The 24,589-nt window shown below is 56.6% G+C and carries 22 protein-coding genes; 13 read left to right on the top strand and 9 right to left on the bottom strand.

Annotated elements, in window-relative coordinates; all coding sequences use genetic code 11:
* Positions 1 to 188: 188 nt before the first annotated feature.
* Both B5F39_RS06995 and B5F39_RS06990 read left to right on the top strand, forming a co-directional pair.
* Positions 189 to 1,184, top strand: coding sequence for a phosphohydrolase (locus B5F39_RS06995; protein WP_087365348.1), 996 nt, complete (start codon positions 189 to 191; stop codon positions 1,182 to 1,184).
* A 1-nt stretch (position 1,185) separates the two neighbouring features.
* Positions 1,186 to 2,292, top strand: coding sequence for a glycosyltransferase (locus tag B5F39_RS06990; RefSeq protein ID WP_087365346.1), 1,107 nt, complete (start codon positions 1,186 to 1,188; stop codon positions 2,290 to 2,292).
* A gap of 187 nt (positions 2,293 to 2,479) precedes the next feature.
* On the opposite strand, the gene B5F39_RS06985 is transcribed toward B5F39_RS06990, so the two are convergent.
* A complete protein-coding gene (locus B5F39_RS06985) occupies positions 2,480 to 5,509 on the bottom strand; it encodes an N-6 DNA methylase (RefSeq protein WP_239391156.1) in 3,030 nt (1,009 codons plus the stop codon).
* A gap of 45 nt (positions 5,510 to 5,554) precedes the next feature.
* On the opposite strand from B5F39_RS06985, the gene B5F39_RS14575 reads away from it, so the two are divergent.
* Positions 5,555 to 6,340, top strand: a complete 786-nt coding sequence (locus B5F39_RS14575) for a hypothetical protein (protein ID WP_239391154.1) — start codon at positions 5,555 to 5,557, stop codon at positions 6,338 to 6,340.
* A gap of 312 nt (positions 6,341 to 6,652) precedes the next feature.
* Here B5F39_RS14575 and B5F39_RS06980 read toward each other — a convergent pair whose 3' ends face one another.
* Positions 6,653 to 7,600, bottom strand: coding sequence for a hydroxymethylglutaryl-CoA lyase (locus tag B5F39_RS06980; RefSeq protein ID WP_204245060.1), 948 nt, complete (start codon positions 7,598 to 7,600; stop codon positions 6,653 to 6,655).
* 255 nt (positions 7,601 to 7,855) lie between these two features.
* Entirely contained in the window at positions 7,856 to 8,824 is a 969-nt protein-coding gene (locus tag B5F39_RS06975; protein ID WP_087365341.1) for a LysR family transcriptional regulator, read from the bottom strand.
* Positions 8,825 to 9,046: 222 nt separating this feature from the next.
* Between B5F39_RS06975 and B5F39_RS06970 the strand changes: the two genes are divergently transcribed.
* From B5F39_RS06970 to B5F39_RS06960, 3 genes are all read left to right on the top strand, one after another.
* Complete coding sequence (locus B5F39_RS06970; protein ID WP_087365340.1) at positions 9,047 to 10,237, top strand: CaiB/BaiF CoA-transferase family protein; 1,191 nt, start codon at positions 9,047 to 9,049, stop codon at positions 10,235 to 10,237.
* A 415-nt stretch (positions 10,238 to 10,652) separates the two neighbouring features.
* Positions 10,653 to 11,954, top strand: coding sequence for a citrate:proton symporter (locus B5F39_RS06965; RefSeq protein WP_158095965.1), 1,302 nt, complete (start codon positions 10,653 to 10,655; stop codon positions 11,952 to 11,954).
* 56 nt (positions 11,955 to 12,010) lie between these two features.
* On the top strand, positions 12,011 to 12,670 hold the full coding sequence (locus B5F39_RS06960; protein WP_087365336.1) for an alpha/beta hydrolase: 660 nt from the start codon (positions 12,011 to 12,013) through the stop codon (positions 12,668 to 12,670).
* A gap of 731 nt (positions 12,671 to 13,401) precedes the next feature.
* On the opposite strand, the gene B5F39_RS06955 is transcribed toward B5F39_RS06960, so the two are convergent.
* Entirely contained in the window at positions 13,402 to 13,746 is a 345-nt protein-coding gene (locus B5F39_RS06955) for a TIGR04076 family protein (protein ID WP_087365334.1), read from the bottom strand.
* An 85-nt stretch (positions 13,747 to 13,831) separates the two neighbouring features.
* On the opposite strand from B5F39_RS06955, the gene B5F39_RS06950 reads away from it, so the two are divergent.
* Entirely contained in the window at positions 13,832 to 14,512 is a 681-nt protein-coding gene (locus B5F39_RS06950) for a Crp/Fnr family transcriptional regulator (protein WP_204245059.1), read from the top strand.
* Positions 14,513 to 14,602: 90 nt separating this feature from the next.
* Here B5F39_RS06950 and B5F39_RS06945 read toward each other — a convergent pair whose 3' ends face one another.
* From B5F39_RS06945 to B5F39_RS06925, 5 genes are all read right to left on the bottom strand, one after another.
* Positions 14,603 to 16,474: a cation-translocating P-type ATPase gene (locus B5F39_RS06945; protein ID WP_087365332.1), complete on the bottom strand. Its 1,872-nt coding sequence runs from the start codon at positions 16,472 to 16,474 to the stop codon at positions 14,603 to 14,605.
* Positions 16,475 to 16,670: 196 nt separating this feature from the next.
* Positions 16,671 to 16,946 (bottom strand): metal-sensing transcriptional repressor, encoded by a 276-nt coding sequence (locus B5F39_RS06940; protein WP_087365330.1) that lies wholly within the window; start codon positions 16,944 to 16,946, stop codon positions 16,671 to 16,673.
* Positions 16,947 to 17,083: 137 nt separating this feature from the next.
* Complete coding sequence (locus B5F39_RS06935) at positions 17,084 to 18,247, bottom strand: SufD family Fe-S cluster assembly protein (RefSeq protein WP_087365587.1); 1,164 nt, start codon at positions 18,245 to 18,247, stop codon at positions 17,084 to 17,086.
* Positions 18,247 to 19,041: an ABC transporter ATP-binding protein gene (locus tag B5F39_RS06930; protein ID WP_087365328.1), complete on the bottom strand. Its 795-nt coding sequence runs from the start codon at positions 19,039 to 19,041 to the stop codon at positions 18,247 to 18,249. Before B5F39_RS06930 ends, B5F39_RS06935 begins: the two co-directional genes overlap by 1 nt.
* Positions 19,042 to 19,338: 297 nt before the next feature.
* On the bottom strand, positions 19,339 to 19,893 hold the full coding sequence (locus B5F39_RS06925; protein ID WP_087365327.1) for a deaminase: 555 nt from the start codon (positions 19,891 to 19,893) through the stop codon (positions 19,339 to 19,341).
* A 180-nt stretch (positions 19,894 to 20,073) separates the two neighbouring features.
* Here B5F39_RS06925 and B5F39_RS06920 point away from each other — a divergent pair, with 180 nt between their 5' ends.
* The 6 genes from B5F39_RS06920 (at position 20,074) to B5F39_RS06895 (ending at position 24,399) form a co-directional block, all read left to right on the top strand.
* A complete protein-coding gene (locus B5F39_RS06920; RefSeq protein ID WP_087365325.1) occupies positions 20,074 to 20,934 on the top strand; it encodes a carboxymuconolactone decarboxylase family protein in 861 nt (286 codons plus the stop codon).
* A 133-nt stretch (positions 20,935 to 21,067) separates the two neighbouring features.
* Complete coding sequence (locus B5F39_RS06915) at positions 21,068 to 21,619, top strand: flavin reductase family protein (protein ID WP_087365586.1); 552 nt, start codon at positions 21,068 to 21,070, stop codon at positions 21,617 to 21,619.
* Between the two features lie 96 nt (positions 21,620 to 21,715).
* The gene (locus tag B5F39_RS06910) at positions 21,716 to 22,660 is read left to right on the top strand and encodes a DUF362 domain-containing protein (RefSeq protein WP_087365324.1); all 945 of its coding nucleotides are present in this window, start codon (positions 21,716 to 21,718) and stop codon (positions 22,658 to 22,660) included.
* Between the two features lie 98 nt (positions 22,661 to 22,758).
* On the top strand, positions 22,759 to 23,163 hold the full coding sequence (locus tag B5F39_RS06905; protein WP_087365322.1) for a putative quinol monooxygenase: 405 nt from the start codon (positions 22,759 to 22,761) through the stop codon (positions 23,161 to 23,163).
* 25 nt (positions 23,164 to 23,188) lie between these two features.
* Entirely contained in the window at positions 23,189 to 23,392 is a 204-nt protein-coding gene (gene dmpI, locus B5F39_RS06900) for a 4-oxalocrotonate tautomerase DmpI (protein ID WP_087365321.1), read from the top strand.
* A gap of 56 nt (positions 23,393 to 23,448) precedes the next feature.
* Positions 23,449 to 24,399, top strand: a complete 951-nt coding sequence (locus tag B5F39_RS06895; protein ID WP_087365319.1) for a DUF362 domain-containing protein — start codon at positions 23,449 to 23,451, stop codon at positions 24,397 to 24,399.
* The last annotated feature ends 190 nt before the right edge of the window (positions 24,400 to 24,589 follow it).

Raw genomic sequence — 24,589 nt, 5'->3', positions numbered from 1 at the left:
TCCCTGAAACAGGCTGCGGCGCAGAATATTTTCGCCGCCTCCCGCATTATTGTGTCGCAGTGCGAAAATGTAAAATGCCCGCTTTCTATCGCGGCCCATGCTCCAAAGTAATGGCCCTCCGCTTCGCTCCCGCGCTTTACTCAGCCGCGGCGCTGTTTTACAATTTATAAAAAACCGGGGGAATCACGATGGACAGACCTCTTCTTCATATAATCAGCCACACGGACCTGGACGGCGTAACGGCCGCGGCGCTCGCGTGGCACGCGAAGGGCGGGCGCGTCGCGCGCGTCTCGCTCACCGGCTACGGCGAGGTGGATACGCTGATCCTCGAGACGCTCGCCTCGGGCAAGGAGCCGCTCGTGCTGGACCTCTTCTGCCAGAAGGAGCAGACCATAGACGAGGTGGACAGGCTCTACGACGAGACGCGCCCGCCTTTCCTATTCGACCACCACAAAAGCACCTTCGAGCGCTACGGCAACAGGAAATGGGCCGTCATAGATACGAACTACTGCGGCGCTCTGGTCTACTGGAACTGGCTCTCCGAGCGCGCGCAGGACGCCCGGACGAAGGACGTGCTCGCGAAGCTCGAGCCTATAGTGCGCATCGCGAACGACCGCGACCTCTGGCTCGGGCAGATGCCGGAGAGCCGTCTGTGGCAGGCGCTCGTGACGATGTGCGGGCAGTGGGCCGTCTTCGCGCGGCTCGCGGCGAACCCGGACGCGGCGCTGACGCCCGAGGAATTCGACGGCGCGTCGGAGTTCACCGAGCGGCAGGAGGCGCGCTTCGCCGAGGCGAAGGAGCACATATGGCGTCACGGCAAAGAGCTGGCCTTCCTATGCGACGGCATTCTCGAATACGGCGACGTTTCGGACTTCTGCGGACTGCTGCTCGACCGCGACGATAATCCGCCCGAAGTGGCGGCGGTGGCGGCGCGCAGGCTCGGCGGCGACTGGGCCGTCTCGATGCGCAGCCGCGACGGCCTCGCGGGGCGCGTGCTCGCGCTGCTCAAAGACGGCAAAAAAGTGCGCGGCGGCGGACACGGCGACGCGTCCGCGCTCTACTTTCCGCGCAACTACACGCAGGAGCAGATGCGCGACTCCATACTCGCCGCGATAAAAGTGGAAAAGGAACGCAGCGCGGCGCCGAAGGTGACGCTCGGCGACCTTTTCAAAGGGCTCGCGTAAAATGAAAACTCTCGCCCTCATATACGCCTCGGAGGGAACCGGGCACAAGTCGGCGGCCTTCGCGCTGCGCGAGGCTTTCCTCGCCGCGAACCCGGACGGCGAGGCCTTCTGCCTCGACATACTGGACTTCGTGCCGCCCTTCATGAAAAGCCTATTCTCCGGCGGCTACGACGTGATGGCGCGCAGCGCGCCGTGGCTCTGGTCGCGCTTCTACTGGGGCTCCGACAGGCGCGGCGGACAGGCCTCGGCCTTCGAATGGGTACACGGACAGTTCTGCCGCGCATGCCTGCCGAAGCTCCGGCAGCGCCTCGCCTCGAAAGGCGCGGAGGCCGCGATATTCACGCACTACTTCGGAGCCGCGGAGTTCGCGGCGATGAACAGGGGACGCGCGCCCGTGTACTTCGCCGACACCGACTTCGAGACGCACCGCTTCCAGCGCAGCGCGGAATTCGCCATGAGCTTCGCCGGCAGCCCGCGCGCCGCGCGCCAGCGCATAGCCGAGGGGATAACCAACGTCGTGACGACCGGCGTCCCCGTCGCGCGCAAATACGCAAAAATGCCGTCGAAGGCTGAGGCGCGTGAAAAGCTCGGCCTGCCGCATGACGCTCGCGTCGTCCTCGTCAGCGGCGGCGGCATCGGCGCGGGCCCCGTCGCCGAGGCCGCGAAGTCGCTCGCCTCGCGCGGCTTCCACGTGCTCGCCGTCTGCGGCGGCAACGCAAAGCTCCGCGCGCGCATGAAAGCCTACTTCATGTATAAGGAAAACGTGCGCGTCGAAGGCTTCGTCAAAGACATGGAAAACTACTACGCCGCGGCGGACCTCGCCGTGATGAAGCCAGGCGGACTCTCCGCCTCCGAGGCGCTCTGCGCCGGGCTGCCGATGCTGCTAGCCGACCCGATACCGGGACAGGAAGAGCTGAACCTATCCTACCTGACCGCGAACGGAGCGGCGCGCCGCCTCGTACTGCCGCAGCGCGCAGCCGAAGCCGCCGAAAAGCTCTTAGAAAACGGCGAAGCGCGCGAAATGAGCGAAAAAGCCAAAGCGATAGCCCGCCCATACGCCGCCGCGGAGATAATCGCCGCCGTGACGGAAAACTCGGAAATCTGGTAAGCGCCCAAAGCTGAACGAAAGCGCCGCTCTCTGCGGAAGGCTTACAGCAAGCTTATAGCATTTTCCATTTTTGTGAGAATCACGCCGCCCCGCGAATTTCCGTCTCCGAGTGAAGTGGGGCGGCGGTCGTTTGCAGTTTAGTAAGCTCGCTATGCAATGTTTACTGTGCGTTCTTAACTGCCTGGTATCAGATAAGATAACGGTTAAGAATGTCGGAAATACTGTCGTTCAACGTGTCAAGGATACTTTCAGCCTCTTTGATCTTCTCTTCAAGTTCGTTTACCTTGGCGACCGTTTCGTCCTGCGCCTTTCTGTCCGGCACGGTGAACGTGATTCCCTGAACCCTGTCTATAGACGCACGCAGCGAACGTGAGAAACCGATTTTTTGCCCTTCCCTTTCTAGTACGTGCGCCATGTAACGCGGGTTGACCTGCGGCGTTTTGCAGCGCAGGACGCCGCAGTGGTCGGTCGGATAAAATTCTATGTTTTCCGGCATGTAAGCCGTCATCCAGTCGCCGTCTATGCCCCACAGGACGGACGGAACGGAAAAATCCGTAATCAGCAGTTCGTTTATATATCCGAAAGGCTCAGTAACGTTCGCGCTGTAGACCGGAATCAAGCCGTTTTCCACAAGCTGCGTGCTGACGACGCGCTTCCCTATAGAAATGTCAAATTTTTCAATATCACTTAAACTTAGTTTTGCCCCCCCCCCGTTAGCGATATCTAACTCATTAAATAACTCTTCTATTTTGTGTCTATACGTCTCAATAGACATACGAGTTGTATTATATTCTTCGTCTATCTTCTCGCATTCTTCGATAATTTGCTGTTGTACAGAAATGGGCGGAACTGGTACATTAAACTGAGGTATCAAAGTCTTGTTACCTCGTGGCATTTTTGTTCCTTTATGGTCTGCCATCATAAAATCAAAGAACACGTCAAGCGATAATACCGCAAACAAGTATTTGGGTAAAATCAAATTCTGATTTGTCACCCTAAATACCAGAACGTCTGGGGAACAGCCGCCATCTATATCTGCATACCATATCTTTTTAAGATATGGCCGTATATTCGATACAAGAATATCATCTCTTTGATAGCGGACAACCGTCTGGATATTTGGAATGCCCTTATAATCCACTACACCTCCTCTGTTTCTAATCATGTTATCGGTTGTTATGAATGAGGTAATGTCAATATCGTCTAAATTTCCCCTATCCATAACATACGGTGCAATCTCACCAAGTTTTTTTAGCGGATACTTGCTGCGGATTGATATTTGCTGCTTTCTTGCCGCAGACAGTTTGAGAGTCTTATTAAAACTTGGTCTCGAAAAATCAAGCATATCTTTTGTATCTACCACAGCTCCGTACGCTTGATGCTCTTCACTAAAAGACGGCGCGGCTCCGTCAAACGACTGCCTGACGGCATGGGCTAAAGTATTCTCCGCTTCGCGGTCTGCGTCGCCGTACATTTTGCCGCCGGGCGCAATTATCTGAATGCCTTCGTTCCCCTTGCGGTTGGACCAGTCATAGCCGAGAAACTCTCTTTGTGCGTTATTATCGGACGGAGCTGTGATAATAACTGTGGTCTGCCGGAAAACCAGCGAGAAATAGAATACCTTTTTTCTTTCAATCTCGTTGGCGTAATTATAGAACGCTTCAAGATACGCAGCTTTTTGCTCCTCGACGTTCATCTTTTTGTAGACTTTCTTATCTTTCAGTTTTTTTGCGTCGGACGAACCGGCGAAAGCTGAGGCGTACATCTTGAAATACGCTGTTTCCTCCAGCTCGGTCAAGGAGTATTTCTTAGCCAAGAACGCATTGTATATATCTTCGTCAACCTCTATCTGTGCCGCGTACGCTTCGAGAATTTCTTTGTCTGTCCACCCGTTGAGCGATGCGCCGCTGAAAATCGCCTCGACGGAATCTTCGGTCAAATCAGCCGTCTTCGGCGGCTCGTTGAATTTTTCAAGAAACATGATAACTGTGTTCGTCCCTGTCGCGCCGAACGTTTTTGAGCCGAGCGAGACGATAGCCCTGATATAGAAATTTTTGAGAAGCTGCTCGCGCGCGCCCGTGTAACTTGCGCTGTCGTTGGAAAGAATCGAACTCGGCAGTATTACGGCGGCGACGCCGCGCGGCTTTAAGAGCTGGCCTATGCGTTCAACAAACAGGGTTTCTATCTCTCCGCCGTTCAGCCCGATACGGTCAAGGAGCTCAAAGCTGTTGTTTTTCAGCTGTAGATGCTGTTTGAAGTCCTTGACCGAGTACGGAGGATTCGCGACGAGAATGTCGAACGCTCCGTTTTCAATTCCCTTGTCCGGCACGTTTTCGAGGCCGTCGCCGAAGATGATGTTTCCCTCTCCCGCGCCGTTCATAAAAAGCGAAATCTTGGCGACGCGCGCGAGGCGGTAGTCTTTTTCAATACCGTAAATATGGTCTCTCGCCCATGCGTTGTTTCCGTCCGACTTCACGAAATAATTGATTGCCTCGACCGCCTCCGTCAGGAAGTGCCCCGCGCCGCAGGCGTAATCTATAACCTTGGGATAGACAGTTCCACGCTCGGATTTCACCATGCGCGCGACAGGCAGGCTGTCCCATATAAAGCGCGTTACCGGCACCGGCGTAAAAAACTGGCCCTCGTTCTGCTTGAAGCCCTTGTTGAGAAGCTGCTCGAACAAATCGCCGAGGAACTGATGCCTTGACGGATAGACGATTCTGTATTTTTCAAACAACTGCACCATTTCCACAAGGATTTTCCCGTTTTGATAAAAAAGTTCTTCGTTATGCACGTCCTTGAAAGCAAATTCGTTGTTTGAGTAGAATTTCAAAATGCGGATCGTCTCTTTTAAGTTCTCGATTGCGTTTTTTCTCTTTGAATCGGTATAGTTTGCAAAAAGCTGCTCTGGGTAATCCGCGGAAACATAATATATTTTCTCGCGCATGAATTTCTCCATGCCGTCGCGGTGAAGCCTCTGGAGACGGTCCTGCAATGTCTCGTATGTGTCCGTGCCCTGCTTGTACTGGAATTCGACTTCGTCGTCTTCTTCCTTTGTGCTTTCGTCTACGAGCTTGCAGATGAACAGGGCTACAAGGCGGTTAAAGGCGTTTTCTTTGTCGCTGACGTTGTTGTGCCGCAGGATTTCTTCAAACTTGTTGACGATTTTGTCTTCCGGGGTGAAGTCGTACAGATTTTTCTTGAGCAGCGGCTTCACGCCGATTTGGTAGGCGACGGAATCGGCGGAAAAGATTAAATCGTCATGAATTTGACAGGCGTAGGTTTCTTTCCACGCGGCGTGTTTTTCCAGAGCGGTATGCGCGTCGCGATAGAGTTTTATCGATTTGTCTTTCTTGGCGAGGATTATGATATTGGCGTCATCGGAGCAAGAAATCGACGGAGCCGTATATTCCACGCCCTCTTTCTTGAAATCGGAAGCGTACAGCACGAGCCACTTACACGACTGCTCCTGCTGCCAGTAAGAAAACAGCTGCGCGCCGTCGCTCTTCGTATCTTTCAGCGCTTTTTCAAACTCTTTGCCCCACGTTTTACATTCGATGATAAAGAGCATATCCCCGTTTTCATCAGTTACGCAGACATCTGCGCGCCCGCCCTTCGCGTCGTGACCGAGATGCCATTCCTTTTCAAGCTCTATGTGTTCAGGGCGGTATCCTTTTTCAAGAAGGCGGTTCACGCACTCAAACACTACGAAGTTTTCTGGCGCGCTGAATCCGTCGTTGCGTTCCCTGCCTTTTATCGCGTCGGGATAATACAGCTTTTTCGCGGAAAAATCCGCGCTCATAGATACTCCGAAAGCGGGGAAATTTTTCTCATACAATTCGCCGTTTTTTGTGAAGCCCAAAAAGAGCAGCAATCCGCTGAAATTGGATTCCGTTATCATGCGCTTTTTCCTTCCAGTTTTTGTTATATCAGCCGCGGCAATTATCGTGCGCCGCGCTTGCCAGCCCTTTGCGCCGCTTTGGCGGCTAAATATGCCTTTGCCGGTCTTTGTGCGGATTCATTCTACCTCTGTCATTTATTTTTTTGACAGCGATATACCAAATTATTATACCTATATTATTTGTAACGGCAAAGAGATTTGGCTCCGGCTGCCACAACGCGTCTGTTAAAAAGCGCCTAAACAGGAGATTTAACTGCGCGGATAGAAAATGCTCTAGGTTCCTCTTTTCGAGGGCGGAGCCTCTCTGTTGGGGGTTGTGAAGATTTATGGAGGGTCGCTGACCTTAGCGCCGCAAGTCGCCACGCTTGAAAAATGAGAACCGCACAAAAGTGCGGCCCCCGCGGCGGCGCTTCGCAGAGCGGCGGCGGGAGCCGTGGTTAAAACTGGCGCGGCAACGCTTTAATTATTTTTCTGGCGCTGCGGAAGATCAAGTATCAGATCCTTCGCCTTCCCCGCGCGCAGCAGATAGCTGTCAGTCGGATGGGCGAGAAGCTTCGCAACGTCTCTGCTCACCTCCATGAGCTTGTCCAGATCTATGCCGGTCTCCACTCCCATCTCGTCGAGCATATGTACGACGTCTTCGCTCGCGACGTTGCCGGCGGCTCCGGGAACGAAGGGGCAGCCGCCGACCCCGGCGAACGACGTGTCGAACCTGTCGAATCCCGCCGACATTCCGGCGAGGATGTTGGCTATGCCCAGCCCTCTGGTGTTATGGAAATGCAGCCACCACGTAACCTCCGGATATGCCGCTTTCATCTCCGTGCACATTTCATACACCTGCGTCGGATAAGCCTGCCCCGAAGCGTCGGAGAGCGAGATCTCGCGCACGCCGACGGCGAGGTATGCCTCGACGATCTCCTTCACGTCGGAAAGCGGTATCTCCCTGTCCCACGGCGAGCCGAAGGCCATCGATATCGAGCCGGAGACCGCTATCCCGCCCTCCTCCGCCGCATCGACGCATTTTCCGAAGCCCGCGACGGTCTCCGCCGGGGTGCGGTTAAGGTTCGCGATGTTGTGCGCCTTGCTCGCCGACACGTTGAGCTTGACCTTACGGCAGCCGCAGGCTGCGGCGCGCTCCACTCCCTTCAGGTTCGCTATCAGCGCGCGGTATTCCACGCCGTCCCTGAACGTAAGGCTGCGAAACACCTCGTCCGTGTTCGCCATCTGCGGCACTGCCTTCGGATGGACGAAAGAGCCGACCTCGACGACGGGATATCCCGCCTCAACGATGCCGTTTATCAGACGGACTTTATCTTCCGCTGAGATTATATTTTTCTCGTTCTGCAGGCCGTCCCTAGGCCCGACCTCGCAGAGAATTACTTTTTTTACAGGATTCATCCATGACATGATATATACCGCCTTTCTTTATTTTTCATGACATTCCTTTTCTTTATAATAACTTAATAAGAGAGATTGACATTTCGTCATGCCGGGCTTGACCCTGCATCCAGCGTCCCTAAATTCACATACGTTACGGAATTTGAAGACGCTGGATTCCGCGTCAAGCGCGGAATGACAATAAAGACAACCGTTTATCTTTGTTAGTTGAATGACCATAAACTGCGGCCGCCGTATTTCAGCCGGCGCGTTCAGCCGCGTGATTTAACCGCCCTCTATATACGCGTCGTATTTTTTGAAGTCCCTGCTCCTCTTCCTGATGATCTCGAGCAGAGCGCTCCCGTAGTGCGTGAATATCCTGTTCTTCACACGGGCCATGACGACTTTGTTGGTCGAGTTCAGCCCGAGTATCGGGAAAATATTCAGATGCTCCTTCTCTTCCTTATTGAGACGGAAGACGCTCGGCAGGTACATCGTAAGGCAGAGGCTGGCGGCGAGGTTTTTCGCGGAAAGCGCGTGATGCAGGTCCGGGTGCGACGACACGTGGATGCAGTTCAGTGATATCCCAAGCCGGTGCAGAACGTCCGAGATCATGATGCTCGAATTGAAGGTCGGAAGGTTGAGCGCGAACGGCACTCCGGTCATAAGCCGAAGGTCTGCGCCGCTTTTGAACATCTCCGCGTATTCCCCGGCCTTGTCGCCGAAATAGGTCTTCATCATGCTGTCGCTGATCACCAAATAAAGATTCTCTTCCAATATGGTTTCGACGTCGAACTGCTTTTCAAGCCCCGGCGAGTAATTCAGTATCGCGGCGTCAAGCTCGCCCGCCGCAAGCATCTTGTGCAGCCACGTGGATTTCGCGCTTTGAGTGTAAAGCGAGACCAGCGGGAAAGTCTTTTTATATTCCTCGATGATGTCGGGCAGAAGTATGCGGAAGCGTCCCTCTGTCGTGCCGAGCCTGATCTCGCCGGTAACGTCGTTGTTGTAGTCCGCGAGCCTGCTGCGAAGATTCTGCTCGAGCGAGCCGGCCTGCTTCAGCGTCTCGTACACCATGCGCCCCGCGTCCGTCAGCCTGAGCGACGGTTTTCTCTCAAAGAGCGTCACGTTCAGCTCCTCCTCGAGATTCGCGAGGTACCGGCAGAGCGCCTGATGCGTGATATAAAGGCGCTTCGCCGCGCCTGATATGCTGCCCTCCTCCGCTAAGACTATGAAATACCGGTAATTTATAAACATCTCGCCATACCTCTGATAGATAAATTTTCCATACAGCCGGATAAATGTGCTAACTGTTCTAAATTTTATATCACCAGAACCGCGCGCGGCTGCAAAAGATTTTTACATTGTTGAAAAATCAATTTGCTTTATTACGTAGGTAAAAGCGCCTAGACTATTAAGCGTCGACAAGGCAGCAAATTCTCAAAACTTTAAAAATTTATATGCTGGGAGTGGTGCTTCATGCCAAGAGAAGCGCTCGAAGGAGTGCGCATATTAGACATAGCGACCGTTATAGCCGGGCCGTGGGGAGCCGGGCTCCTCGCGGACTTCGGAGCCGAGGTCATCAAGGTGGAGATGCCCGGGCGCGGCGACGCGTTCCGCGGGATGGGGCCGCACAAGGACGGAGTCAGCATGCGCTGGCCCTGCATGGGGCGCAACAAAAAAAGCATAAGCCTCGACTTCCACTATGAAGAAGGAAAAGAGCTGTTTCTGAAGCTCGTGGCCAAGAGCGACGTCATCATCGAAAACTTCAGAACCGGCACCCTCGACAAGTGGGGCCTCGGCATGGACGTGCTGCGGAAGGCCAATCCCGACATCATCGTCGTCCACGTCACCGGCTACGGACAGACCGGCCCGTACGCGAAGCTCGCTGGGCTCGGCACGCCCGCCGCGGCCTTCGCCGGAATGACCTACGTCACGGGATACTCCGACAGGCCGCCCGTCAGCCCTCCGTTCGCCCTCGCCGACTACATCGCCGGACTCAACGCGGCGCTCGGCACAATGATAACGCTCTACCACCGCGACGCGCTCAAGGGCACGGCGCAGGAGGTTGACATCAGCCTATATGAAGGCATTTTCCGCATGGAAGAGAACTTCGTCGCGCAGTACGACCTTCAGGGGAAAATAAGGGAACGTTCGCCTATGCCGAGCGGCGCGTCCTGCCCGATAGGGACTTTCCTCACGAAGGACGGCAAATACGTGATACTCGTATGCAGCACCGACCCGGTATTCAACCACCTCTGCGACGCGATGGAGCGCCCGGACTGGCTTCCGAAGTACGCGAAGGCCAAGGACCGACTCGCCGACCCGAACCCGATAATGCAGGCAGTGACGGACTGGGTTGCGTCCTACACCTACGACGAGCTCACCGCGCGCTGCAACGAGTGCGGCGTGCCGATTTCCCCGGTCTACAGCATCAAGGACATATTCGAAGACCCGCAGTACGCGGCGCGCCACGACATCGTGGATGTGCCGTGCGAGGAATTCGGCAGCGTAAAAATGCCGGCCGTCTTCCCGGTCCTTTCCGAAACTCCGGGCAAAATCAAATGGCCGGGCCAGAAGATCGGCGCACAGAACGAGGACGTATATCGAGGGCTGCTCGGCCTGAGCGAAGAGGAAATAACCGCTCTGAAGGAGCGAAAAGTAATCTAGATAGTGCTGGCAAGAGATATTTTTATAATACTCTTAAAAGCAGGATGGAGTCATAGTAAATGCTGGAAGATTATCATAGACATGATATTAGCGATGAAGTATGGGACATGCTGAAACCATTCCTTTACGGAAGGAATAGAGCATAGGATGACAATGCGCACGACAATCGAAAGTTTATTAACGATGTATTCTAATTGAGAATCAAAGCGCCTGGCGGAACTGCCGCCTTAATACGGTAACTGGAACAACGCCAGCATGCGTTTATGCCGGCAGTGTTACAAAGGTGTTTGAGAAAGAATACACAAGGCTATCATAGACGAGCCTGACTACGAGTGGCCCTTGAGTGGTGAGTATATCTCGTCAATTTCTAGTACCACTCGTAAATTTTATTGAGTAAATCATGGGGGAAATGTTTATGACATATTTAGGTGCACTTGGCATCGCAATGGTCGTCATAATGATGGTATTGCTTCTCAGGGGTAAAAATTCTCCGGCAATTCCGTTTGTTTTGATTCCCATTATATTTGCGCTTTTGGCAGGTTTCAATTTATCTGAAATTATTACTTTTACAGTTGATGGCATGAAGCAGGTATCAAGCGTAGCGATCCTGTTCATCGGAACGATTACATATTTTTGCATCATGGGAGAGGTCGGAATGTTTGACCCCTTAGTCAACCGGCTTGTGCGTTTTGCCGACAAGGGGGTCGTCAGTATATTCCTCGCAACCTCAGCAATCGCTATGGTCACGCATCTGGACGGCTCCGGTGCCAGCACATACTTATTGACGATTCCTATCATGCTACCGTTATATGAAAAATTTAAAATCAAAAGACTTGATTTGCTGCTGACAACCGCTCTTATGGCCGGAGTTATGAATCTTCTGCCATGGGGCGGCCCGTTTGTCCGCGTAGGAGCGGTGTTAGGAATCGACCCGAACATTTGCTGGCATATTATGCTCCCGACTCAGATATTCGGCGTGATTTTAGCGTATGTAATTTCTTTCTGCTTGGCAAAGCGGGCGATAAGATACGGCGCAGGCAACACGCTGAATTCAAGCGTTGACACAAGCAATATGATCGTGTCGTCGGGAGACGAATCGCTAAAACGCCCTAAACTCGTCGCCATTAACTGGTTCGTAACTGCGATTATACTAATCGCCCTATTTTTCGGTTTGGTTCCATCGCATGTCATATTCTTAGTCGGCGTAGTAGTAGCGCTGCTCATCAACTTCCGCGGATCAGAAGCTCAGAACGAGCGTATTAAAGCGCACGCCGGACAGGTTATGGCTATGGTGATTATCGTAATTAGCTCCGGTGTTTTCCTCGGAATTTTTTCAGGTACAAAGATGGTCACAGAAATGGTAACTATGCTTATCAAAATCATGCCGCCTTTCCTCGCTCCGGTCTTGCATATCATCGTCGGAATATTCGCGGCTCCGCTTGGAATGCTGATCGGCGCAGACCCATACGCGTATGGTTTTCTCCCCGTCATTTTGGGAGTTACTGAGGCCGCCGGAGTCAGCGGGACTTCAACTGCGATTGCCGTCGTAATGGGCGAATGCGCGGGGTGGACAATCAGCCCCGCAGTATCTACCGTCTATCTGGGCTGCGCGCTGATAGGCTGCGAATTAAAAGACTGGTTAAAATACTCTATACCTATCGTATGGGGATTTACCGTCGTGTTGCTGGTCTTCGCAATAGTTACCGGGGCTATTTAACATCCCGGGCTCATCTTTTGACAGATAAAAAACGCTGTGGAAAGGAACCGTAATACATGCATCTAGAAGCAGATTTATACTATAAGGGCAATTTAGAGCAGGAAAAGGTTATACTCTTTGTCCCAGGAACTGCGTTAAGCCCTGAGATTTATAAAAATGTTCGTATCCCTTGCGGGTACGAGGCCGTCTATCTGTCTTGGCATGATGCACCTGGCTATCACAGCATAGAGAGTACGGCGGATAAAATACTACGCCTAGTTCGTCAGCACGCGTGCCGCAACATCATTCTTGTCGGGCATTCTTCCGGTGGATTTATCGTAATGCAGACTTATTTTTCTCTGCCCAATAAATCAATCATCACTGGAATACTGCTATGTGACACTGGCTGCAATACGATAGGGCATATCAACAACAAGCCTCCGGAAGAGATCAAGGCGTCGTGGAGCGAGGAAAAAACACGTATAGCTTTCTTAGAAAGGTGCTTTTCGAGCAGCATTGACGGCGAAACATTTGCACATCTAGAAGCATACAGCGCACGCATCAGCCCTCAAGCTAGAATCGAGCCATGGGTTTCACAGCTTCATCTGGATTTTACACAACGGCTCTGTGAAATCTCCTGCCCAACAATGGTTGTCCATGGAATAGATGACAAAGCGCGTCCCATAGCGCACGCTCAGCAGTTGGCGCATGGTATTCGCACTCTGAGCTGTTCATAATAGACCATGCTGGACACACACCGATGCTTGAAAACCCAGAAAAATTTTCTGAGGCATTAAGTTCCCTTTGCAAAAGGGCGGATAATGTTGCACACGCTTTGTGAACTTTTCATGAGCCGTCATCGTCGTATACTTTTCATGAAAATTAATTGACGAAATTTTCAAGTTCAGCATCTGAGAAGCTTATCAATATGTCCTCAAATGGCCTCGCACAAACGAGGCCATTTCTTTAGACACAAAAAAAAAGCGCCCCGGGTTCCTCTTTTCGAGGACGGGGCCTAATCTGAGGGGTTTTTTGTGAAGATTTAAGGAAGGTTGTTATCTTCAACGGCGCTTTCCGTGCTGATCGGCCCGGTGTGCCGTGTTGTCGTCTGTTTTCGGGCTTGGCGTCGTTCCTCGCCCTCAACGCCATTATAATACGGCGGAGAAGCTTTTTGCGGTAGATACGAATTTGGAATATCGATATAATTATATCTATATACCCCGGCAGGCTGCCGCTTTTCGCACATGCGCGATGTTTGAAAAATATAATACGGCTGTCTTAATGATGCGCACGGCGGCGGCTCTCCCACTGAAAAAAGCAAAGTCGTTTACGTCGTTCAGGCGATTTTCCTGTTCCGTCACGGGCGCAGCGGGCGAACGAAGCAACGAAGTTATGACAGGCGCGCCGCGTCTTTATGAAACGGAGCGCCGTTTTCCCGCGCCGTGTTTTTGTCTGTCTGACTGTATTTTTACCGCACCGGCGTGTAGTCCAGCTTCGATTCCTCGTCAGTGGCCTCGAGCTTGAATATCACCGGGCGCAGGCCGTCGTTGCAGCTGCATATCGCGACGCCGGGCTTTCTTATCCAGTCGCCGTAGTAGAAGACGCCGCCGCCCGCGCCGTGCGCGAGCGCGAAGACGTACTGGTATATCGCTTTCCACGCCTCGTCGCAGAAGCCCTCGGGCTTTGCGTAGTCGGCGTAGAATTCCTGCCCGGCCAGCATCATCGGGCAGGGGCCGAGCCCTTCCGCTCCGTATTCTTCCGCTAGTTCTTTGTCGAGCGTCGTCTTGAGCACCGTTATTTTTACTTTTTTCATCGTTTATCCCTCCGCACACATTTTATGAAAATATCTTCACGCACGCACGGCGTGTTACAATACGGGAAAAGTCCCGCAAAGGAGCGTGATTTCCACGAATACGCCGTGTTATTTTTTCACGGGCGATTTTTCCGCCTTTCACGGATATTTCCTTTCGCGTCCGCACGAGGCGCGCCGTTTCGCGCGCGGCGAATTTCTGTGGCGTCCCGGCGAGCCTTTCGGGAATATCCACTACATCATGTCTGGCGCGGCGCGCTGCTGCGTCGAGCACGAGAACGGGCGGCGCAAGATAATCTCGTTCCACGGCGCCGGGACGATTTTTCCGGTCTATCACGAGCGCGATTATAAGATCGAGCTCGCGGTGACGACGGAGGCGCTTTCTCCCGTCGAGACGCTCGCGTTCACAAAATCCGGCTTTCGCGCGATGTTCGAGGAGAACCGCGCGCTCGCCGCCGCGGTCGTCGAGTGGTACGCCTCTTACGTGAATCTGCTGCTTTATGATACGGCGCACCAGGAGTACAACGGCTCTTTCCTGAAGCTCTGCAATCTGCTTTATCTGCTCGCGCCGTCCGGAGGGCTCGAGGCAATAACGCAGGAGGAGCTGGCCGACGTGCTCGGCACGAGCCGCGTGAATCTCACGCGCGGCCTCGCGCAGCTCCGGAGCGAAGGCGTCGTCCGCACGCGGCGCGGCTGCGTGGAAATCATCGACCGCGAAGCGCTAGCGCGCCGCTGCTCGCTTGAGACGGTCGATCAGCCCGACGATTAGATTGTACGGGCGGCGACGGGATTTTTCTGCTACAAATGATACATACGGCCACAAGGAGAGACGGAGCGGCGTTTCGCCATGTCGGGCGTTTTAATCCGTTCTCTTCCACTTCAGCAGCAGAGACGAATTTATTATGACAAGCACAGAGCCGGCGTTGTGGACGAGCGCGCCCGCGACGGGATTCAGTATCCCGGCGGCGGCGAGCGCTATTGCGGCGAAGTTGAGCGTCATTGAAAAGGCCATGTTGAGCTTTATCGTCGTCATCATGCGGCGCGAGAGCGCGAAGAGGCGCGGCAGCACGTCTGTGTCGTCGCCTACAAGCACTACGCCGGCGGACTCGACGGCTATGTCGCTGCCGACGCCGCCCATAGCTATGCCAGCGTAGGCGGCGCGCAGCGCGGGCGCGTCGTTGACGCCGTCGCCCACCATGCAGACAGGCGCCCCGGCGGCCTGAAATCCCTTTATCGCGTTGATTTTATCCTCTGGTCGGCATTCGCAGCGCGTTTCTTCTATTCCCGCGAGGCGCGCGGCGCGGGCTACCGCCTCGCTCCTGTCGCCGCTGAGCAGCACCGGAGAGACGCCGAGCTTTTTCAGGCGGCGCACGGCGTCGGGCGCGCCAGGGCGCATTTCGTCGGAGAAGGCGGCGAAGCCCGCGCACCTCCCGTCGAGCGCGAGCCAGACGATTATCGCCCCCTCGCTCTCAAGGCCGCGCGCGGCTTCCTTGATTTCACCCCCGACCGATACGCCGCGGCGCGCGAGCAGCGCTTCGTTGCCGGCGAGCACATCGCGCCCCGTGACGGAGGCTTCCACCCCGAGTCCCGGGAGCATGGAAAATCCGTCGGGTTCGCGCACCGTCACGCCCCCGGCGCGGGCCCGCCCGACGAGCGCCCTGCCCAGCGGATGCTCAGAGCGCAGCTCCGCCGAGGCGGCGAGCGAAAGCAGCTCCGTGTCGGATACTCCGGCGGCGAAGCTGCGCACCGCGGCGACGGATGGCTTTCCGTAGGTCAGAGTCCCGGTTTTGTCGAAGGCGATTTTTTTTATCTGTGCAAGGCGTTCCAGAGCGTCCCCTTCGCGCACGAGCACGCCGTACCTCGTGCAGTTCCCGACCGCCGCCATGATGGCGGTAGGCGTTGCGAGCACGAGCGCGCAAGGGCAGAAGACGACGAGGATAGTGACGCCGCGTATCGCCTCGCCTGTGACGAGCCAAACGGCGAGCGCCGAGACGAGCGCCGCCGCGACTATCCACGCAGCCCAGCGGTCGGCGAGACGCACTATCTTCGCCTTGCCCGCGTCGGCGGACTGCACGAGGCGCACCATGCGCTGGAACGAGCTGTCTCCGCCCGCGCGCGTCGCCTTCATCGTGAAGCCGCCGTACTGGTTGATCGTGCCGCTAGACACTTCGTCCCCCGGCCCTTTGTCCACTGGCATCGGCTCCCCGGTCATAACGGACTGGTCGACCGAAGTCTGCCCGTCGAGCACGACGCCGTCCGCGGGGATCGTCTCGCCAGGCAGCACGCGGAGTACATCGCCCGCCGCGACTTCTTCCGCCGGTATCTCGGCCTCCGCGCCGCCGCGCAGCACTCGCGCAGTCCGCGGCGTGAGGCGCACGAGCTTTTCTATGCCAGCTCGTGCCTTCGCGACCGTCAGATCTTCGAGCAGCGCGCCTATCTGCATGATGAATGCCACCTCGCCCGCGGCGAAATCCTCGCCGATGCTCACCGATGCGGCGAGCGCCATCGAAACGAGCAGGTCGGCCTTCACGTCGAAGGCTGTGACGAGGCCGATGAACGCCTCAAGGATTATCGGAGCGCCGCATAGCACGATAGCTATCCACGCCGGGTCGAAGGGCAGCCCGCCGTACCCGAAAAAGCTCGCCGCGAGCGCCGCGCCCGAAATTGCGAGAAACGCCGCGTCGCGCCTGACGCCGCCCCATTCGAGAAGTTTTTCCAGTTTTTCTATCATAGCCGCAGCCGCCCTTTCGTATAAGACAGATAATCGCTGCGGACATTATACCTATAGGGGTATATGTAGGCAAGAGCGGCGCAAATAAAATGGCGCGCCGTAAAGCACGGACGCGGAAAACCACCGCGGCGCACGGCGTCCGCCTGGAGCGCTCCCCGTCGGACGCGGCGGCGTTCGGCCTATGCCGCGGGCGGCGTCATTTCATATTCGCGAAGCGCTCTACGGCTTTCGTGAAGCTCTCTATCGTCTTGTCCGCGTCGCCGTGCTCGATGCCGTCGCGGACGCAGTGCTTTATGTGCCCTTCGAGGACTATCTGCCCGACCCTGTGGAGCGCGGATTTAGCGGCGTTTATCTGCGCGAGCACGTCCTCGCACGGGATGTCCTCGTCCACCATCCTGTCTACGGCCTTCACCTGCCCTATGATTTTGTTGAGCCTTCTGTGAAGGTTCTCCGCGTCCATACATTGTCTCATGCGTCCTCACTCCGATACCTTGCTTGGTATTCTTCCCCTATGGTAGCATCGCGCGTCTCCGCGCGCAACGGCGCGAAAAAATCCCCTCCGCGCGGCGAAGGGGACTGCTTTTCGTTCGTATTGATTTTTTAGCGCCGCTACATCGCGCCGGCGGATTCTTCCACCATCTTGTCCACGTCGCGGCGCAGCGACTCGGGCAGGCCCAGGATGTCGAGCGAGAGGAAGCCCTTGATGATGAGCGACTGCGCCTCGGCTTCGGTGAGGCCGCGCGCCATTAGGTATTCCGTCTCTTCCTGGTTTATTTTGCCGACGGCGGCCTCGTGCGACATTTCGAGGTCCTGGTGGCGCGCTTCGAGCTCGGGGATCGCGTGTATCATGCCTTTGTTCGAGAGCAGCAGGCCGTTGCATTCAAGGTGCGCCTTGACGCCGGCGGCTTCGCCTATGAGATGTCCGCGCGCGTATATTTCGCCGCCGGTCGAGACTGTGCGCGATACTATCTCGGCGCGGCTGCCGCACCCGCGCAGGTAGACGCGCGAGCCGGTGTCCATCTTCGAGCCTTCGCCGGCCATGAGCACGGTGTTGAAGGCCGCGGCCGAGCGGTCGCCGTTGAGGTAGACCGTCGGGTACATCTGCAGGTCCTTAGCGGGCTTCAGGCAGATGTAGTTCGATATGTATTTTCCGCCCTCTTCGACCACGACGACGGTGCGCGGACGGACGGCCATTTCCTCGGCCCAGTCGTGTACCATCGTGAAGGTCAGAGTCGCGCCTTTCTTTACGTAGATTTCGGATACGCCGACGTGGAGGCCGGAGCGCACGTGCGGACCGGAGGCGCAGCCGGATATGACGCTGAGTTCGGAGCCTTCTTCGGCTATGATGATGTTGTGGACGTCCTGCGCGAGCGCGTCGGTTTCTATATACATGCAGGCCTGCACGGGGAATTCGGCTTTCGCGCCCTTTTCGGCGCGGATGAAGTAGCCGCCCTCTTTGCGGTTCGCTGCGCGCTCCGTAAAGGCGTCCTGCTCTTTTTCGATGAGTTTCCAGCTATAGTCCTCGAGGCCGTATTTGAACTGCGCGTATGAGATGGGCATGACCTGCACGCCCTTTAGGTTCGCGTTGCAGAATACGGTGTCGTGGTCGGCGTGGACTATCGTGCCCGCCGCTTTTTCCTTTTCGTCTATTCCTGCGCGGAGCAGACGCTCGCGGTCGGCCTCGGGCAGCTCGCCGATGCTTTTTATTTCTTTATGCTCCGGCGCGTCGCTGCGGAACTCGTCGAGATGTTCTTCGATTTTGAATTCTTTCATCAGGCATTCCTCCCCGCGCAGCCGGCGCAGCGGAAGCATTCCGTATAGCCGTGATTGCGTATTTCGTTCAATAGCTCCGCGGCGTTGCCGGAGCATACTATTTCGCCGTTCATCAGCACGTGGCCTTTGTCCACGAAGACGTGATCCATTATCTGCCCCGTGTGCGTGATTATGAGCCCGGATTTGTATTCGGCGCGGCGGCTCTTTATCGAGCGGCAGCCCGCGCCGTCGAAGCTGTCGCGCCCGAGCGCGATGCGCGCGGCTTTGCCGATGAGCGCCATGTTCTCAAGGTCTACGCCCGACTCCGGCTCGTCGAGGCAGACGAAATCCGGCGACTGGAGGATTATCTGGAGCATTTCGGTGCGCTTCATCTCGCCGCCTGAGAGCCCCGCGTTTATCTCGCGGTCGAGGAACTCGCGCGCGTCGAGCTTTTCCGCCGTGCTCTCTATCTCTTCGTTCGTCAGCGACGGGCGGCTGAACGAAATGAGAGAGCGCAGCGTGACGCCGCGTATCGTCGGCGGCCTCTGGAACGAGATGCCGACGCCGAGGCGTGCGCGCTCGTCTATCGTCGCGTTCGTGATGTCCTTTCCCTTGAACCATATCGAGCCGTGCGTCACATGGTAGCGCGCGAAGCCGATGACTGTGTTGAGCAGCGTCGTTTTGCCGGAGCCGTTAGGCCCGAAGAGCGCGTGGATCTCGCCCTCGCCCACCGAGAGCGAGACGCCTTTTAGAACCTCCGTGCCCTCGACTTCAACGTGCAGGTCTTTTATCTCAAGCAGATTTCTTTCAGCCATTATCTATGTTCAACCCCTTTTCCCGCGATATATCCGTGAGAAACTTTCCCACACCCACGCAATCAAGTATATAACTTAATATCGTTTTGCGGAAGATTACGCCCCGCGAAGAAACGCCGCGCCGCACGCCAGCGCGGTTAAGCGAAAAGCGCCGCGCCGGAATTTCGGAAAAACGTGTAAAAAGCGCCGTGATTTTGCCGGAAAAATGTGTAAAATAACGGCTTGTTCTGCTGGGAAAATGTGTAACGCCGCCGTGAAGCGCGGCGTGGAGCGGATTTTCAGCGGCGGCGCGTTTCGCTACATGCCGGGGTACTCGAAGTCACACACGCGCATCGACGAATAGGCCGCGTCTATCTCGGCCAGCAGTTTTGTGATTTTCGGGCTTCCGTGTTTTTTCGCCTCGTCGCGCAGACAGCGCAGCGTGTAGAAAGAGTTTTCCGAGCGCGGGCCGTCCGCGCCGAATATCTCGCGGTACATCGCGAGGTCGACCGGCATGTCGAAGCCGTCGCGCACGGCTTCGTATCCGTAGAGCATCCATACTTCGCGGAAGCCGGCCCACGCTATGGCGGCGGCGCACATCGGGCAGGGCGCGTGGCTCGCGACGAAGATGCAGCCGCGCGGCGCGGGGCGCTCCGCAAGAGCGAAGAAGCGGCGCAGCGTGTCTATCTCGCCGTGATATATCGGGTTTTCGACGCGGTCGTTGCTGCCCGCCGCAACTACGGAGCAGTCGTCCGCGCGCAGCACGAGGCCGCCGAATACATGGTTGCCGGCCTCGACCATGCGCAAGGTGAGCGGCAGCAGAGAGTCTTTCACCGCCAGCAGTATCTTTTCCATTTTTGTGGTTTCCGTCATTTTTCATATCTCCGTTCCGCGTCCGCGCCGCGTGCGCCGCGGAGCGGACGAATTTTAATTTATCTCGTTCCATTATACGCTTCGGCTCCCGCGTATTTTCCGCGCTCCGCATATTGACATGGAGCCGGCTCCAGATTTTAGCATGAGGTCAGAAACAAAATTTTTAAGGAGGAATATGTCATGCGTTCAAAAATAGCGGCGCTCACGGCCGCCGCGCTTTTCGCCGTAATTCTCGGAGCCGGCGCGTGCTTCGCGGAGGAGGCCCCGCAGTGGGCGAAGGAGATAGGCGCGCGCGGCCGCGTCAAGGCGGCGGAGGCGAAGACCGCCGAGCTTTTCAAGGGCGACGACGGCGCGTACTACAAAAACGGCGGCGAGCTCGGGCAGATGATGACGAACTTCGTCTACGGCGACGTGTATAACGTAGGCAAGCTGACGGACAAGCAACGCGCGCTCATCACTCTTTCGGTGCTGACTGTCAACCAGACGCTCGACGAGCTCAAGGCGCAGGTCAAGGCCGCGGTCAACGCCGGCGTGTCGCCGGAGGAGATTCAGGAAGCGATATACCAGTGCGCGCCGTACATAGGCTTCTCCAAGGCGCTCGCGGCGGCGGACAAGATGAACGAGGCTCTGCGCGAAAAGAAGGCCGCGCCGCCCAAGAGCATGGCGACGGTGACCGAAGCCGACCGCGGCGAAAAAGGCTATCTCACGCAGAAATCCATTTTCCCCGGCGGCCTCGACGGAATGTACCAAAGCTCGCCGGAGAACCGCAGACACGTCGCGGAGTATCTCGCCTCGATGTGCTTCGGCGACTTTTACACGCGCGGCGCGCTCGACATAAAGACGCGCGAGATACTGACGCTCTGCATAATCTCGGCGCAGGGCGGCTGCGAGGCGCAGGTCAAGGCGCACGTGCAGGGCAACCTCAACGTCGGCAACGACGAGGATACGATGGTCGCGGCGATAACGCAGTGCCTGCCCTACATGGGTTTCCCGCGGACGCTGAACGCGCTCGCCTGCGTGGACGAGGTCGTTAAACGGTAAACACACGCTGAGCGGATAAAAACCGCCGCCGAGGCGCGCCGCGCCCTCCCCTACGCGGGAATATCCGCGCATGATAACGCGCGCGCCCTTTTCGGCGGCGCGGAAAAATAAAAGAAACGGAGCTGACGTTGAAATGAAGAAAAACATAGGCGCGGTGCTAGCGCTCTACCCGACGCCCGCGGCGGTCGTAGGAAGCCTCGAGGACGGAAAGCCGAACTGGCTGATGATAGGACACCTCGGCATCATAGGCCACGACCGCATACTGATAAGCATGCACAAGGCGCATTTTTCGAACAAGCGCATAATCGCGTCAAAAAAGCTCTCCGTGAACATGGTCAACGAGGCGATGCTGCCGCGCGCCGACTACGCGGGGACCGTGAGCGGCGCGGCTGAGGACAAGTCCGCGTTGTTCGAGTGGCACGAAGGCGAGGCCGGAACTCCGGTCATCGACGAGAGCCCGCTCACGATGGAGTGCGAGGTCGTGGACAACTACGAGACGGAGACCTTCGACAACTTCATCTGCAAAATAGCCTGCACCTGCGCCGACGAGGACGTGCTGGACGAAAACGGCAAAATCGACTACGCGAAGCTGAAGCCGGTGCTCTTCGAGATGCCGACATACTCCTACCTGCGCACCGGCGAAATCATCGGAAAGTGCAGAAACATGGCGAAGAAGGAAAAATAACGGGACGAAGCCGCGGCGCGCGATTCCGCGCTTGACATGGAGTTTGCTTCAACGTTTAAAATATCCTTCATAATACTGTGAAAGGAGCATGAAAGTATGAAAAAAATCATCGCGCGCTTTTTTTGTCTCGCCGCGGCCTTCGCGCTCATGTGCGGCGCGGCCCTCGCCGCCGAAGGGGACGTTCCCGTCGTCTACTTCACGAAGGACATAAGCCCTGAGGGCCTTCTCAAAATCTACGACAAGATAAGCGCAGACATCAGCGGCAAGGTGGCGATCAAGCTGCACACGGGAGAGCCGAACGGCCCGAACCTGCTGCCGCTCGAGCTTATCAAGGCGCTCCAGCCGCACATACCGAACAGCAACATCGTCGAGACGAACGTCTATTACGAAAGCCCGCGCCAGACGACAGAGGGACACCGCGAGACTATCAAGACCAACGGCTTCGACTTCTGCAAGGTGGACATCATGGACGAATCCGGCGCCGTGATGCTTCCCGTCAAGGGCGGCAAACATTTCAAAGAGATGTCGATGGGCAAGAGCATAACGGACTACGACTCGATGGTGGTCTACACGCACTTCAAGGGCCACACGATGGGCGGCTACGGCGGCTCGCTCAAGAACATCGGCATAGGCTGCGCCGACGGCAAGATAGGCAAGAAGATGATCCACGCGGAAGGCGGACAGCAGTGGGGCGCGACGCAGGACCTTCTCCAGGAGCGCATGGCGGAATCCGCCAAGGCCGTCGTCGACCACTTCGGCAAGAAGATAACCTTCATCAACGTGATGAAGAACATGTCCGTGGACTGCGACTGCGCCGGCTCGACGGCGGCGGCCCCGGCCCTCGCCGACATAGGCATACTCGGCTCGACGAGCCTGCTCGCCGTGGACCAGGCGACGATAGACATGATTTACCAGCTCCCCGAGAACAAGGACGGCGGGCTGCGCGAGCGCATAGAGACGCGCCACGGCCTGCGCCAGCTCTCGTACATGAAGGAGCTCGGCATGGGCACGGGAGAATATAAGCTCGTCTCGCTCGACTAAAGGAAAAACGGAATTCAGCCGGGCGCGACGGCGTCCGGCGTTTTTTTAACGGCTAGGCCGCATCCGGACGGCCGGAATTTTTAAGGAGGAAGATATTTATGAAAAAGACGATATTAGCGTTACTCTGCGCCGCGGCGCTCGCCCTGCCCTTCGCGGGGGCGGCGGCGGCCGCGGAGAAAGCCCCGCGCGTCAACATGGCGGAAATAGTGGTCAAACCAGAATGCCGCGAAGCGTTCCTCGCCTCGGTGCGCGAGGAAATGCGCGAGTCGCTGCGCGTGGAACCCGGCGTCGTCGCGCTCTATATGGTCGCCGACAAAAACGACGAAAACAGGCTCCTTTTCTTTGAGATATACGCGGACGACGAAGCGTACCAGAAACACCGCGACATGCCGCACTTCAAAAAATACATAGAGACGACGAAAGACATGGCCGTCTCCAAAGAAGTCATACAAACGGCGCCGCTCGAGCTATGCGACAGGCTCGCAAGCGCGCCAGAGAAATAACGGACGGAAAGGGGATTTTCCGGAGATGCCCGCAATCACGGTGGAAGCCGCTAAGCTTACGAAAGAACAGAAAAACGCGCTCATCAGCGAGCTGACCGAAAGCGCGTCGAGAATCATGGGGCTGCCGAAGGAAATCATCTTCGTCTTCCTTAAAGAGAACAGCCCGGACAACATCGGCGCCGGAGGCGTCGCGCTCTCGGAGCGCGATAAAAAAACGCCGGCAGAGTAAAGGACACGGCGCGCGGACGGAAAGCCGCGCGCCTTCGTCATAAGGAGGGAAAATAGGTGATTTTAGGACTGTCGCTCATAGCGGCCGCGGCCCTCGCGTTGTCGGCGGGGGAGTGCGCCGCGGCTGACTTCGGCAGACTCGCACACCGCACCGACGGCGAGAAAGCCTCCGTCGTCCTCGCGACGCGCGGCGTGAGCGCCGAAGGGCTCGTGAAAATATACGAGGCGCTCGGACGCGCGCCTCGCGGCAAAGTGGGCATAAAGCTGACATTCGAGACGCCCGGCGGCCCGTACCTGCCGCCCGAGATGCTGCGCGGCCTCGCAGAGCGCGTGAACGGGACCTTCATCGAATCCAACGCGATGACGGCGCGCCGCTCCGACGCGGAGAGCCACATGGCGCTCGCCGCCGAGCACGGCTTCACGGCGGTAGCCCCGGTAGACATCCTTGACGCCGACGGCGAGCTCGACATGCCAGTGACGAACGGCAAGCGGCTGACGTTCCACCGCACCGGCTCGCACTTCGCGGACTACGATTCCGTCATATCGGTCGTGCGCTTCAAGCCGCACCACATCGAACACTACGGCGGCACGCTCAAAAACCTGACGATATGCCTCGCCTCGCCAGCGGGCAAATGCAACATACACAGCGCTGGCGCGACGACAGAACGCTACTCGCCCGCGCCGATGGAAGAACAGCTCGAAGCCTTCGCCGACGCCGTTAAAGCCGCGCTCGACTATAAAAAAGACGCGTGGGTCTTCATCAACGTACTCTCATCGACGGAGCCGGACGACGGCTGCGAAGGCACGAAGAACCCCGGCGACCTCTGCATACTTGCATCGCTCGACCCCGTAGCCGTAGACCAGGCCGCCGTGGACATGACATTCGGCGCGGCGGCGACCGAAGAGCTGCGCCGCGAGTGGGAGGACTACCACCACACCGAACTGCTGCGGTACGCCGAAGAAGCCGGAGCGGGCAGACGCGAATACAGGCTCGTTTCGATAGACTGACGAAGGGGCGGCCCGTCCGCCTCTTTTTCAGCGGCACGGAGACGGTTCCGACCGGCAGCGTTTGGACATATAAATATCTAACTTTTTGGGAAGAACATAATTTGTCATACCGGGCTTGACCCGGTATCCAGCGACTCATGTTCCACACAGCTTCACGCATTTAACGCCGCTGAATTCCGCGCCAAGCGCG

Origin of the sequence: Cloacibacillus sp. An23, assembly GCF_002159945.1 — a bacterium.
Taxonomy (GTDB): domain Bacteria; phylum Synergistota; class Synergistia; order Synergistales; family Synergistaceae; genus Caccocola.
This window is presented reverse-complemented; position numbering and strand designations above follow the sequence as displayed.